Origin of the sequence: Exiguobacterium sp. JMULE1 (assembly GCF_013337175.1) — a bacterium.
Lineage (GTDB): Bacteria > Bacillota > Bacilli > Exiguobacteriales > Exiguobacteriaceae > Exiguobacterium_A > Exiguobacterium_A indicum.
Genome location: NZ_SGWC01000002.1, coordinates 304,086 through 318,437 on the forward strand (window position 1 = coordinate 304,086; position 14,352 = coordinate 318,437).

Genomic DNA, 14,352 nt, shown 5'->3' on the forward strand with positions numbered 1-14,352 from the left:
TTGAGGAAAGTGGGGAATCCATATGCAGACAGAGCGACAGGAATTGCCGATTAAACCAAAAGCAGAACCGCTCCAGCCGGTAGCGACACGTACGCCTGCGCCAAGGAAGAAAAAGAACATGAAGCGGAACATGGTCGGATGGGCTTTCGTTGCCCCGATCGTCTTGTTCGTTGTCAGCTTCATCTATTATGGGATCTTCTATAACGCCTATAACTCGTTCTTCTCGTGGGACGGAATCTCGTTTGACAAAGCGTTCGTCGGACTCGACAACTATGCTGAGATGTTCCAAGATCCAGACTTCTATCTCTCGCTGAAGAATACGTTCATCTTCACGATTTTAACAGTCACGATCCAAGCCGGTATCGGTCTTGTCTTGGCGTACTTCCTGCATACACCGGGACCATTGCGGACGGCGATGAAGTCGGTCTTCTTCTTCCCGGTCGTCTTGAGCCCTGTCGTACTCGGTGCGGCATTCTCACAAATCTATGATTTCCAGTTTGGTTACATCAATGAGTTCCTCCGTGCGATTGGTCTCGGTAGCTTCGAACAGAACTGGCTCGGTGATCCGGACATCGCGCTTTATTCCGTCATTGCAATCAACATCTTCCAGTGGACGGGTTCTTCAATGGTCATGTACTACATGGCGATGTTGACGATTGAGAAGGAAATCTTCGAAGCAGCAAAAATCGATGGAGCTGGATTCTTCCGGACACTGTGGAGCATCGTCTTCCCGAACTTGAAAGGAACGACGTTCACACTTTCGATCCTCGGTGTCATCGGTGGTCTGAAGACGTTTGACTTAGTCTGGATCACGACAGCCGGCGGACCGGGATCGTCGACGGAGTTCATTTCGACTTATCTATTCCGGAAATCGATGTTGCAACAGGAAGTCGGTTACTCGAGTGCTGTTGCCATCATCCTATTGACGATTGCCCTGCTCATCACGTACTTCCAATTGCGCGTACAAAAGAAAATGGATAACTAAGGAGGAACGACCCATGGATGTAGAATCTAAAAAAAGCCGCTGGATGATCAACCTTGTATTGGTGCTGGCATCAATCGTCTGGTTATTCCCGATTTTCGTCATGTTCAAAGAGAGTCTCCGAATCAATGGATTCGACAACTATATCGCGACACTACAAAACCCGAACTTCCCAACGTTCGTCTTCAACAGTTTCTTCGTTGCCTTCTTCATGATCATCATCTCGATCACGATTCTGGCATTCGCGGCGTTTGCCTTCTCGAAACTTGAGTTTGCTGGAAAACGCCTGTTGTTCAACATGGTCTTAGCGGGTCTGATGTTACCCGTCGCTTCGATGATCGTTCCATTGTTCTTCACGCTCCGTTCGTTTGACGGACTGAACAACCACTGGGGACTGATCGGAGCGGAAGTTGCGTTCTTCTTACCATTCGGTCTAATGCTCATCAAAGGATACTTTGATGAACTACCAAACGAACTGATGGAAGCGGCGTATATCGATGGGGCGACGATTCTTGAAGTGTTCTTCAAAGTCATGCTACCACTCGCAAAACCAGCGCTCGCAACAGCTTTAATCTATGCGTTCCTTAACTCATGGAACGAATACTTGATGGTTCTTACGTTCATGACGGATCCTGCCTATCAGACAGTGACGATGGCACCAAGTTTCTTCAAGGATGCGCTCGGTGGGGATCCAGGAAAAATCTACGCATCACTTGTTTTGATCAGTTTACCGACGATGATCTTCTATATCTTCTTCCAACGTTTCTTCCAAAAAGGAATGACGGCGGGTGCAGTAAAATAATTGTTTTTGCGTAAGGGGGAGCACAATGTATTTAGGAGTCGATTATTATCCAGAACAAACACCACGAGCACTATGGGAGGAAGACTTCCGACTGATGAAGGAACTTGGCGTCAACGTCGTTCGTCTCGCGGAATTCGCTTGGTCGATGATGGAGCCGGAAGAAGGCGTCTATGACTTCAGCTTTTGGGATGACGTCATCGAACGCTTGAGTGCGGAAGGATTCGATATCGTACTCGGAACACCAACTGCGACACCACCGGCTTGGTTATGTACGAAGTATCCAGAAATCTTACCGGTCGATGAGAACGGTGTGACGATCAGCTTTGGTGCCCGTCGCCATTATACGGTCCACAGCGAAACGTACCAGCGTCTATCCGTCAAGATCACGGAAGAGATGGCGAAACGCTACGGTCAACATCCTCGTGTCATCGGGTGGCAAACGGATAATGAATACGGGCATGAGAAATCGGATCGTTCTTACGGTGATGTCGACCGCACTGCTTTTCAGCGTTGGTTAGAAAATCGTTACGGAACGCTCGATGCCTTGAACGAAGCGTGGGGAACCGTCTTCTGGAGTCAGACGTACACGGCGTGGGAGCAAATCCCGGTACCGCGTAAAGTCTATCAGGAACACAACCCATCACTGCTCGTCGACTTCGATCGCTTCTGTGCCGACGGCTATACGTACTACAACAAATTACAAGTCGATGTCTTACGTCGCTACATTCCAGAGAACGTCTTCATCACGCACAACCTGGTCTACAGTGACATGGCGGTCAATCAGCAACAAATGGCGCAAGACCTTGATTACGTGGCGTTCGATAACTACCCAGTCTGGGGTGGACTACCTGAGCCGAACCGGTTCGAGAAGATGGCGAGTGATCACGATCTTTGCCGCTCTTCGAAGCAAGGAAAAGGGTTCTGGGTCATGGAGCAATTGAGTGGCGCACAGGGCTGGAGCAAAATCGGTTACTTGCCACGACCAGGACACATTCGCCTCTGGACGTACCAAGCGGTCGCGCGGGGAGCAGAAGCGATTGTCTACTTCCGCTTCCGGGCTGCTCATTTCGGAACAGAGGAGTTCTGTCACGGTATCATCGATCATGATGGCAAACCGAAACGGAAATTCGAAGAAGTCAAGCAGATCATGACGGAACTGAATACGTATGGCGATGAGATCAACGCGAGCCGTTACGACGCGAAAGTCGGTGTCTATTTCGATCAAGAAAACGTCTGGGCGTGGACACACCAGCCACACAGTGATGCGTTTGATTTCCGGACGGAGTTCGTCCGCTTCTATGGTGGAGCGGTTCGTCAACAAGTCGCAACCGACATCGTCTTCCCAGGTGATGATCTATCTCGTTATAAACTGATCATCGTTCCGCTCTATTTCTTGACGAATCCAACGTTCGATGACGCCTTGATTGCGTACATGGAACAAGGCGGTCACGTCATCTTCACGTACCGGACAGGCGTGAAGGATGCACGGAATCATGTCGTACCGACGACGTTACCAGGTAAGTTCGCACCGTATGCGGGCATCGAGATCGACGAATACGAGTCACTCCAATCCGTTCAGCAACATCAGGTGGCAGGCATCGGCGAGATGGCAGGACAATCCTCAACAGCCCGCCTCTGGTGTGATCTCATCACACCAACGACAGCGGAGACGCTCGCTGTTTATAAAGATACGTTCTACGAGGGTGTAGCGGCTGTGACGCGCAATGCCTATAAAGGAATGATTACCTACATCGGCTCATCGATTGATGACGCGATGATCGATACGATTTACCGTCAAGCGTTCACGGAGGCCGGCATCGAGATGATCGAGGCGCCGGATCAAGTCGAAATCGTGCGTCGTCACGGCGAAAAACGCGATTTCCTCTTCTTGATGAACCATGACACGAAAGAAGCACGGGACGTTAACTTGGACGGCACATATAAAGTATTGACAGATGAAGAGACATATCGTGGAACGGTCCGGCTCGCACCACTCGAGACACTGATTCTGACGACGTAAGGAGGAAGAGAACCATGGCAATCTTTGAAGTAGCAGGACGTCGTTTCGTCGTCGAAGGGAAACGGGTCGCTCACGTCGTGACGGTCGGTGCGAACGGTAAGCTGATTCACACCTATTTCGGTGCCAAGTTACCATACCGGGATGATTATAAAGCGTTACCGAATCCAGTCGTCGCGCACAGTTCGTTTGAATCACCAGACGGCGTCGCGACGTACGATTTCGTACCATTCGGCGAGATGTTGTATACGGAGCCAACTTTGAAATCGGAACGAGAGGATGGACAGCGGATTCACCAGTTCCAGTTTGAGCGCTCCGAACAGACGGAAACGAAATTGACACTCTGGCTGTTTGATCCCTTGCAGGAGATGCGTGTCGGGGTTCAGTACGAAGTGTTCGCTGATTACGACATCATCGGTCGTTCGATTGTCGTTGAAAACACAGGTCGATTACCTGTTCGTTTAACAGCAGCCCAGTCCTTTGCGATGGGACGCTGGCATCAACCGAATTTAAAACTGCATCACTTCGCTGGCATGTGGATAGGTGAGTTCAAGAAACAGATCACACCAGTGACACCAGGGCGCCAGACGATTGAAAGTCGACGTGGAGTGACAAGTCACCAAGCGAACCCTTGGTTCGCACTCGAGCAGGACGCGACAGAAGATGGCGGTGAAGTCGTCTACGGACATTTTGCTTATTCCGGTAACTGGGCGATTCACGTCGAACAAGATGCGTTCGGTTTCGTTCAGCTATCAGGTGGCATGAATCCGTTTGACTTCAGTTGGAAACTATCACATCAACAACAGTTGACGACACCAACGTTCTACATCGGCTATGCGGACGGTTTCGCGGATATGAGCGCCCATGCGCATGCCTTTCAGCGTGACGTCATCATGCCACGTGCGACCGATCGTCCGGTTCTTTATAACTCATGGGAAGCGACGTATTTCGATGTCACGGAATCTGGTCAACGTGAACTCGTTGATCTGGCAGCAGGAATCGGCTGTGAACTGTTCGTCGTCGATGACGGGTGGTTCGGTGAACGCCATACCGATCAAGCGGGACTCGGTGACTGGCATGTCAATCGAGAAAAGTTCCCGAACGGTCTTCAGCCTTTGATCTCGTATGTGAAACAACAAGGGTTACAATTCGGTCTGTGGGTCGAACCGGAGATGGTCAATCCGGATTCTGATCTATACCGGGCGCATCCAGACTGGATTTACCATGCGCGCGATGCGGTTCGGACGACGTCACGGAATCAATACGTCTTAAACCTCGGATTACCAGAAGTCGAGCAATTCATTCTCGAGATGATGGACGACTTGCTGACGCGTCACGCGATCGACTACATCAAATGGGACATGAACCGCGCCTTTTCAGAACCAGGTGTTCCAAAAGACCAGACGGATCGCCAACAGGAATTATGGAAACGTCACGTCGATGCGTTGTACCGAATCTTTGATGAATTACGTCGCTTGCATCCGACGGTCGACTTTGAAGCCTGTGCAGGTGGTGGCGGACGGATTGACCTTGGAATCCTCTCACGGACGGAACAAGTCTGGACGAGTGATAACACCGATCCACTCGATCGCTTACAAATTCAGTACGACTTCTCGTATGCTTACAATGCGAAAATGATGAGCTGTTGGGTGACGGACGGACCGAACTGGTTAAATGGACGCAACGTACCGCTTGCAACACGCTTTGTCTCCTCGATGCAAGGCACACTCGGCATCGGTGGTAACTTAAGCGAATGGTCAACGGATGAACTTGCGGAAGCAAAAGGCTGGATCGAGACATATCAAGCGATTCGTCCGACGATTCAACGCGGTATCCAGTATCGCTTATCTGCTTTTACACAACAGACGCCAAGCGTCATGCAGTATACATCAGAAGAAGAAACGGTCCTACTTGCGATCGCGCCACTTCGACAATACGGAACACATCAGTATCACTTCAAGCTAAAAGGACTCGACCCAGCAATGCGTTATCAAGTCGAGGACCGGACGTTAAGCGGCGCTTACTTGATGCAGCAAGGCTTGACATTCTCATACACGACGGACTATGAAGCCCGCTGCTTGCGGATTCAGCCAGTCCACCGTGCGCTCTCACTACTCGAATCAAAGGAGACGATCGTATGACAGACCAGACGTTAGAAGAACAATTTGAACAGCGGTTTGGCTTACCGTCGACGCATCGCTTCTTTGCACCAGGACGGATCAACTTAATCGGCGAACATACGGATTACAATGGCGGTCACGTCTTTCCATGTGCGTTGACGTTCGGTACGCATGCGATCGCACGAAAACGAGACGATCAACGCTTCCGCTTCTACTCACTGAATTTCGAGCAAGACGGCATCATCGAAGTCGCGCTCGACGAACTTGCGTATGACGCGACGCACGGTTGGGCGAACTATGCGAAGGGTATGATTACAGTCTTACAGGAAGCAGGATACCGAATCGATACGGGATGTGACATCCTGATTCAAGGTGACATCCCGAACGGGGCAGGTCTTTCATCATCGGCTTCGCTTGAACTCGTCATTGGTGTCTTGCTCGATCGATTATACGGATTAGAGATTCCACGTCTTGATCTCGTCCGGTTCGGTCAACAAGTCGAAAACCGTTATATTGGCGTCAACAGTGGCATCATGGATCAATTTGCGATCGGTATGGGAAAAGCAGGAGCGGGATTGTTGCTCGATTGTGAGACGCTCGATTATACGTATGCCCCACTCGATTTGACAGGATATACGATCATCATCATGAATACGAACAAACGCCGTGAACTAGCGGATTCAAAATACAATGAACGCCGTGCAGAGTGTGAAGCAGCACTCGCTTATCTCAATCAATTCACGCCACGGGAAGCACTCGGACAATGGACGACGTCAGAATTCGCAAAAGTGGCGTGGGAAGAAGAAATCTTGATGCGTCGCGCTCGCCATGCGATTTCAGAAAATGAACGAACGCTTCAGGCGCTAGCGGCACTCGAAGCGGGAGAACTGACGACGTTCGGTCAGTTGATGAATGCGTCACACGTCTCGTTACGGGAAGATTATGAAGTGACAGGGATTGAACTCGATACACTCGTCGAAGCCGCTTGGGAGCAACCGGGCGTACTCGGCGCACGGATGACAGGTGCTGGTTTTGGTGGCTGTGCGATTGCGATCGTTGAAGACGAGGTAGTCGATGCGTTCAAACAATCTGTCGGCGAACACTATGAAGCACGGATCGGATACCCGGCGACGTTCTATACGGCGACGGTCGGTGACGGAGCACGTGAAATCGAACGGGAGGTCATCTAAATGGCAACGTTAGTCGTAGGTGGAGCTGGTTATATCGGCTCCCATGCCGTCTATCAATTGATTGATGCCGGAAAGGATGTCGTCGTCATCGACCATCTGCAATCCGGTCATCGTGAAGCGGTTCACCCGCAAGCACGTTTATATGAAGGAGATATACGCGATCGTGCTTTTCTCGATCGCGTCTTTACGGAAGAGACGATTGAACAAGTCGTTCATTTCGCTGCTTTTTCACTTGTCGGCGAGTCGATGACGGAACCATTACGCTACTTTGATAACAACGTTTACGGGACACAAGTGTTGCTCGAAGCGATGATTGCTCACGACATCAAACAAATTGTCTTCTCTTCGACGGCAGCGACATACGGTGAACAGGAACAGATGCCGATTCTCGAAACAGCGGAAACGAGTCCGACGAATGCATATGGCGAGACGAAGTTGATGATGGAGAAGATGATGCGCTGGTCTGAACAAGCGTATGGCTTACGTTACGTTGCGTTACGTTACTTCAATGTCGCCGGTGCACGGGCGACAGGTGAGATCGGGGAAGACCATACACCAGAAACACATTTGATTCCGCTCGTCCTTGAAGTCGCCAACCGACAACGGGCAGAAATTTCGATCTATGGCGATGATTATCCAACGCCGGATGGCACATGCATTCGTGATTACATCCATGTTGAAGACTTGATCGATGCCCATGTACGAGCACTTGATTATTTAGCGGACGGCAACGACAGCGCAGTCTTTAACCTCGGTTCAAGCCAAGGGTTTTCCGTGCGGGAAATCATCGAGGCAGCCCGTCGCGTGACGGGACACCCGATTCCGGAACGCATCATTGAACGTCGTGCAGGGGATCCGAGTATCTTAATCGCTGGATCCGCCAAAGCAAAAGAAGTCCTCGGCTGGACGCCACAACGCACCGACATCGAAACAATCATTCGTGATGCTTGGAATTGGCATGCGCACAACCCAGAAGGATACCGGACGAGCGTTCGTTAATAGAGAGACAGAAAGAGGAGAGTGACGGCGATGAATGAACTCATCCAACAGTTAGTAGCACAAGCGATCCAGGAACGCTTGATTGAACCGGAAGATGCGATCTATGCCCGAAATCGAATTCTAGCACAAATTGGTCAAGCCGATTATGAAGAACAGGCAGACGTACCATCACGTCCAATTCCGGATATTTTGGACGACATGATTGAAGTGTTGATCACAAGCGGACAGCTACCGGCGCGCCTTGAGGATAAAGAACAGTTTGCTGCAGACGTGATGGATGTCTTCGTCGCCCGTCCGTCTGACGTGACAGCGACATTCCGGCGTCTGTACGCTGAATCACCAGTAGCGGCGACGGATTACTTTTATCAACTCAGCCAAGCGAGTAACTACATCCAAACAAAACGAATTGCTAAGAATAAACGCTATCAAGCGGATACGGCTTACGGGACGATTGATGTCACGATCAACTTATCGAAGCCGGAAAAAGATCCACGTGAAATTGCGGCAGCTCGAACGGAGGTACCAACGACATCGAACTATCCAACGTGTCTGTTGTGCGTCGAAAACGTCGGCTACGCGGGGCGTGCGAATCATCCAGCCCGTGCGAACCACCGGATTGTTCCGTTGACACTGACGGAAGAATCGTGGGCATTGCAGTATTCACCATACGTCTATTACAACGAACATAGCATCATCTTGTCGCAGGAACATCGTGACATGGTCATCAATCGGGATGCGTTTGCACGTCTGCTCGCCTTCGTCGAGCAGTTCCCACATTACTTTGCTGGTTCGAATGCGGACCTGCCGATCGTCGGTGGATCGATTCTGACGCATGATCATTATCAAGGTGGACGCTATACGTTTGCGATGGACCGGGCAAACGCATTAACATCCTTTACGTTCCCGGATCAGCCGACAGTCACTGGCGAAACCTTACACTGGCCACTGAGTGTGTTGCGTCTGAAGAGTGAAGATGCGTCGGCACTACTCGATGCTGCGACGACCGTTTATGAGACGTGGTTGACGTATACGGATGAGAGTCAAGAGATCCGTTCACATACTAGTGAGACGCGACACAATACAGTGACGCCGATTGCCCGTCAACGTGATGGACAATTCGAGCTCGATCTCGTCTTACGGAACAACCGGACGTCAGCAGAACATCCGGACGGTATTTTCCATACGCATGCCGATATTCACCACATCAAGCGGGAAAATATCGGTTTGATCGAAGTGATGGGACTGGCGGTCTTACCGGCACGCCTGCTCCAAGAGTTGCAACAGGTCGAACAGTTCATTACAGGTGAAGTCGACGAAGTAGCTGTCGCTCATGCTGACTGGGCGCAAGAACTAAAACAAGCGTATGACGGTCAAGATGTCACAATGTACGTCGAGCAAGCAGTCGCTGCGAAATTCGTACGTGGTCTCGAAGACTGTGGCGTCTTTAAACAGACGGAAGAAGGTCAGACGGCGTTCGGACGATTCGTTCAACTCGTGACGCGCCAACCGGTGGAGGAACAACGATGACACAACTACTTGAGAAAGAATTGATCCGACATACGTTACGTCAGGAAGGCATCGAAGTGACGCTCTGGAACTACGGTGGCATCATCCAAAATATCCGGACGACCGATCGGGATGGTCATTTGGAAAGTGTCGTCCTCGGTCTTGAGACGGTAGAAGAGTATCAACAGCACTCGCCTTACTTCGGGGCAATCGTCGGACGCGTCGCTGGTCGAATCGGACAGGCACGCTTCGAAGTAGCGGAAGAGGTCTATCCGCTCGTCGCAAACGACGGTGCGAATCATCTGCATGGGGGGATTCACGGATTCGATCAAGCATGGTTCGATGTCATCGAAGCGACGGATACATTGTTTCATTTGCGTTTGAACAGTCCGGATGGAGAAGAAGGGTATCCGGGAACGGTCACACTCGACGTGCATTATCGATTAGAGGGAACGACATTGACGCTTGAGATGACAGCCGTGACGGATCAGACGACACCCCTCAATCTAACGAACCATACGTACTTCAACTTATCGGGAAATGCAAAGCGAGACGTGCTAGATCACGTCTTGACGTTACCAAGCGACTGCTACTTACCGGTCCAGCCAGACGGCTTACCGACAGGGGAACAACGGGATGTCTCCGGAACCCCGTTTGATTTCCGTAACGGTCAGTCGATTCGTGATGGGATTACGCTTGATCATCCCGAGACGATTGCTGTTGGAAATGGCTATGATCATCCCTTCGTATTGCGGGATGACACACTTCGACTTGAAGATCCGGTGTCCGGTCGTTTCGTCGACGTGACAACGAATCAACCTGCAGTCGTACTCTATACCGGAACGCAACTGCTGACCGATTATACGGTTCATGGTGTTACTGCTCGACCATCACTTGGTTTATGCCTTGAAGCACAAGTGCATCCGAATGCAGTCCATGAATCTGATTTTCCATCAATCTTGTTGTCACCAGGTGAGACCTATCACTGGAAAACAGCTTATCGCTTTGGTGTAGTGTCTTAATGGATTCGAAGAAGAAGCCCCATTTTCCATGTTCGGTTGGACAGGAAAGTGGGGCTTTTTGTGTATAGAAGGAAATCGGGAAGAAAAGTGCGAAAGGTGATACTAAACCATAATGAAAGGAGGGCTTTCCATGCAGTATGCCGCTACTCCTTGTCTCGTTTTTTCGGGACAAGCCAAGCAGGCGATCGTGTACTACGAAAACGTATTTGCGATGACACGTCGGCGTATCATAATGGATGAAGCAGGAGATACCGTCTACCACGCGCATTTATCCAATGGGGCGTTTGAATTGATGCTCTGGGACGAGAGTGACGCACCGAATACCTCTTCTTCGCTCCATCTGTTGTTGACTTTTACGTCGCTTGAAGAGCTCGAGCAAGTGTATCTGCAATTAACGACAGACGGTCAAATCGTCACACCCCTTGCGGTAGCAGACTTTGGAGGTTGGTATGCGCAAGTCCGCGACCCGTTCGGGATTCTGTTCGCTCTATCTTTCAGCGAAGAGGGACGAGAATCAGAGGCGTTGCTCGAGCGCGAGTAGTGTCCGCTTCATATTCAGACCGCCATGATAGCCGAGTAGATCGCCTTTTTTGCCAATGATCCGGTGACACGGAATCGCGAGCAGTAATCGATTTTTCCCGATTGCCGTGCCAATCGCGCGAGTCGCGTTCGGTCGAAAGAGACGTTCCGCGATATCGGAGTAGGTGGCGGTTTGACCGTACGGTACCGCGCGTAGAGCATGCCAGACTTCAAGTTGGAACGGGGTACCGACTGGTGCGATTGGAAAGGACAGTGTCGTCGACTGTTGATTCAGATAAGCCAGTAGCTGTTCCGTATACGGGGCAAGCGCGGTATCAGAAGCAATCCGATCGGCTCGGGGGAAGTGTTTCCGCGACCAGTCGTCGAATAAATCCTCCGGTTCATCCCAAGCGCCAACATAACAGAGACCATCTGCTGTAGCAGCGACCGGAAACGTATGCGTATTCCAGTGCAAACGAGTGAAGTACAGTTCCATGACATGTTTTCCTTTCTACGCGAAATGAAGTGATGAATCCAAAAGAGGTGCTTCTGACGCAGAGGCACCTCTTTTGGATTACGCGCGCGATCCGACCTGTTGACGTGGTGGAAGATGGATCGATTGACCAAATAAGGCTTCCATCGATTCCGTCAAGGCTTCGCTTCGACTCGGATGTGCCATGACAGGGAAGAGGAGATCTTCCCGTTTTGCTGTCAGTTCCAGTGCTTGGGTGAATTGTCCGACGAGACGATGGGCATCGTCCCCAATCATGTGAATACCAAGGATCAGTGATGTTTGCTCGTCAGCGATGACCTTGACGAATCCACTACCACCTTCGATCGTCGTCGCTCCGTTTGCATTCAGCGGGAACTGTCCGCTCTGAACAGCATGTCCGGCTTCGACCGCTTCTTGTTTCGTCATCCCGATCGAAGCAATCGGTGGGAAGGTTCGTAGAACCGTCGGATAATACGGTGTCGTCGGATCGACGTCTTGACCAGACAAGTGGGCTGCCGTTCGCTTCGCTTCATGAATCGCACGGATGGCGAGCTGTGGACCCGGTGTGACATCACCGATTGCGTAAATGTGGGGTTGATTCGTTCGTCCATTTACGTCAACTAGAATCGTCCCGTCTTCTGCAAGCGTCACACCAATCCGTTCGAGACCGAGTGTCAAACTGTTCGGGATCCGGGAAAGGGACTGGAACAGATAGGCACCCTGATAGGCGACTTCTTCTCCGTTTTTCATGACGGTGACGGTCGCGTCCGATGAAGCCTCGATACGTGTCACGACATCCGACACGAGACGGATTTTTTGTTTTTTGAATGTCCGCTTCAGTTCCTTTTCAAGGCTTGGTTCGAGTGGCAATTGATCCGCGAACAACGTCACCTCTGTCCCAAGTGCATGGAAACAGGCGGCCGCTTCGAGTGCTAGCGTGTCAGATCCAATGATCAATAAGCTCTCTGGTAGTTGCTCGAGTTGATAAAGCTGTTCGGCATTCAAGCGGCACGATTCCTCGTGTTGGATGCTGTGACTGCCGGTCGCAATGATGACGTCCTGGAACCGGTACGTATCGAACTGATGTCCCGACTCGACGCCGATCCGGTCCTCTGACAGGAAGGAGGCTGCACCAGTGATATGCTCAATCTGGTTCGCCTGACAGAGGGCGACCACTCCTTGACGTAATTGTTGCACGACACGATTCCGGTAAGCACTCAGTTTACTGAAATCATGGACAGCAGGGGCGGTGAATCCAAGGTCTTCAAGATGCGGCAAGCGTAACATCTCTTCTGCCGCATGCGCATAGACCTTGGACGGGATACAGCCTCGGTTCAGACAAAGTCCACCGAGTTCAGCTTGTTCAATCAATGTAACGTTTCGACCGCCTTGTGCAGCACGGATCGCTGCCGTATAACCTGCGGGACCTCCACCGATGATCAGAAGATCCCGTTCTTGTGTAAGTTCGCCAACAACCATGTTAGATCAACTCCAGAAGTAGGGTAGTCGGATGTTCAATCAGTGACACGAATCGGTTCGTAAAGGCAACAGCCGTTGCCCCGTCTGCGACACGATGATCGAACGACATCGACAAATTCATCATCGAGCGAACGACGATTTGATCGTTCTCGTCGACACAGGCTCGTTTTTTCGTCTTATGGAAGGCAATCAGTGCTGTCTCCGGATAGTTGATGATCGGTGTTGCTCCCGTACTGCCGAGCGGACCCACATTACTCATCGTAAAAGTGCTTGTTTTTAAATCCGCTGCGCGCAAGGCACCGTTTTGAGCACGTTGTTGCAACGCGACCAATTGTTCATGCAGTTCCGTCAGTGAGAGCTGATCGGCATGACGGATGACCGGAACCATCAACCCGTCCGGTGTTTCGGTTGCCATGCCAAAGTGGAAATCTTGCTCTAATCGAATACACGCATTCGTTTCATCAAGCTTGGCATGAAAGACAGGATATTCTTTTAAGGCAACGATCAAAGCTTTGATGAAGAAAGCGTTGACGTTGATGTTTCGTCCAGCTGCTTTCCATTCGGCACGTAGTGCGAGTAAACGCGTCATGTCGACTTCCTCGAAGTGAGTGACGTGGGGAATCGTGTACAGCGACTGGGTCATCTTTTTCGCGATTTGCTTGCGAATGCCGCGGAACGGAATCGTTTCCGCTGTTGTTTCTTGGTACGTGACCTCTTCAATAATCGGCGCAGCTGTCTCTTGTGGAGCAGTAGCAGCCTGGACGAAGCGAAGCACGTCGTCCTCCGAGACGCGACCCGATGGATCGGAAGCCGTGACAGCTTCGATATCAATCCCGTGATCACGAGCGATTTTTCGTGTATATGGTGTCGCGAGGACCCGTTTTGCTGGAGAAACTTGAACAGGTGGGGCAGTGACAGCAACCGATGCTGGTTCAGGAGCGGACGACGCTTCAGGTGTTACCGCGACCGGCATGTCGGAAGCGTTACTTGCTTCGATGTGCAATAATGTCGTACCGACTTGCACCGTCTGACCGACCGGGATGATGATTTCCTTGACGATCCCGGAAACAGGAGCCGGTAGTTCGGCGACCATCTTATCGGTCGCGACCTCGACGACCGGTTGATCCGTCGTGACATGGTCTCCGACTTGGACGAGGTAATGGGCGATTTCACCTTCTGTCATTCCTTCACCGACATCATGTAATTTAACTTCGATCATGGCA

General features: G+C 51.0%; 12 protein-coding genes. 9 read left to right on the plus strand and 3 right to left on the minus strand.

The features are described 5' to 3' along the window. Nucleotides 1-22: 22 nt before the first annotated feature. From EXW93_RS01810 to EXW93_RS01850, 9 genes are all read left to right on the plus strand, one after another. Entirely contained in the window at nucleotides 23-985 is a 963-nt protein-coding gene (locus EXW93_RS01810; RefSeq protein ID WP_174315979.1) for a carbohydrate ABC transporter permease, read from the plus strand. 13 nt (nucleotides 986-998) lie between these two features. Then, nucleotides 999-1,784 carry a carbohydrate ABC transporter permease gene (locus tag EXW93_RS01815; protein ID WP_023466970.1) on the plus strand — a complete coding sequence of 262 codons (786 nt, stop codon included), beginning with the start codon at nucleotides 999-1,001 and terminating at the stop codon, nucleotides 1,782-1,784. Between the two features lie 25 nt (nucleotides 1,785-1,809). Then, nucleotides 1,810-3,804, plus strand: a complete 1,995-nt coding sequence (locus EXW93_RS01820; RefSeq protein ID WP_075642688.1) for a beta-galactosidase — start codon at nucleotides 1,810-1,812, stop codon at nucleotides 3,802-3,804. Nucleotides 3,805-3,818: 14 nt separating this feature from the next. Next, nucleotides 3,819-5,942, plus strand: a complete 2,124-nt coding sequence (locus EXW93_RS01825) for an alpha-galactosidase (RefSeq protein WP_174315980.1) — start codon at nucleotides 3,819-3,821, stop codon at nucleotides 5,940-5,942. Beyond that, nucleotides 5,939-7,111 (plus strand): galactokinase, encoded by a 1,173-nt coding sequence (locus EXW93_RS01830; protein WP_035399048.1) that lies wholly within the window; start codon nucleotides 5,939-5,941, stop codon nucleotides 7,109-7,111. The genes EXW93_RS01825 and EXW93_RS01830 overlap by 4 nt, the downstream gene beginning before the upstream one ends. Next, entirely contained in the window at nucleotides 7,112-8,110 is a 999-nt protein-coding gene (gene galE / locus EXW93_RS01835; protein WP_075642686.1) for a UDP-glucose 4-epimerase GalE, read from the plus strand. A 30-nt stretch (nucleotides 8,111-8,140) separates the two neighbouring features. Beyond that, a complete protein-coding gene (locus tag EXW93_RS01840; protein WP_075642685.1) occupies nucleotides 8,141-9,637 on the plus strand; it encodes a UDP-glucose--hexose-1-phosphate uridylyltransferase in 1,497 nt (498 codons plus the stop codon). Further along, complete coding sequence (locus EXW93_RS01845; RefSeq protein ID WP_055970140.1) at nucleotides 9,634-10,638, plus strand: aldose epimerase family protein; 1,005 nt, start codon at nucleotides 9,634-9,636, stop codon at nucleotides 10,636-10,638. Before EXW93_RS01840 ends, EXW93_RS01845 begins: the two co-directional genes overlap by 4 nt. A 130-nt stretch (nucleotides 10,639-10,768) precedes the next feature. After that, nucleotides 10,769-11,179: a VOC family protein gene (locus EXW93_RS01850; RefSeq protein ID WP_058714019.1), complete on the plus strand. Its 411-nt coding sequence runs from the start codon at nucleotides 10,769-10,771 to the stop codon at nucleotides 11,177-11,179. Here the strand turns inward: EXW93_RS01850 and EXW93_RS01855 are convergent. The 3 genes from EXW93_RS01855 to EXW93_RS01865 form a co-directional block, all read right to left on the minus strand. Then, on the minus strand, nucleotides 11,153-11,653 hold the full coding sequence (locus EXW93_RS01855; protein ID WP_075642683.1) for a methylated-DNA--[protein]-cysteine S-methyltransferase: 501 nt from the start codon (nucleotides 11,651-11,653) through the stop codon (nucleotides 11,153-11,155). The genes EXW93_RS01850 and EXW93_RS01855 overlap by 27 nt on opposite strands. A 78-nt stretch (nucleotides 11,654-11,731) precedes the next feature. Further along, complete coding sequence (locus EXW93_RS01860) at nucleotides 11,732-13,129, minus strand: dihydrolipoyl dehydrogenase family protein (protein ID WP_174315981.1); 1,398 nt, start codon at nucleotides 13,127-13,129, stop codon at nucleotides 11,732-11,734. Between the two features lies 1 nt (nucleotide 13,130). Continuing rightward, nucleotides 13,131-14,348, minus strand: a complete 1,218-nt coding sequence (locus EXW93_RS01865) for a dihydrolipoamide acetyltransferase family protein (RefSeq protein WP_174315982.1) — start codon at nucleotides 14,346-14,348, stop codon at nucleotides 13,131-13,133. Nucleotides 14,349-14,352: the final 4 nt, after the last annotated feature.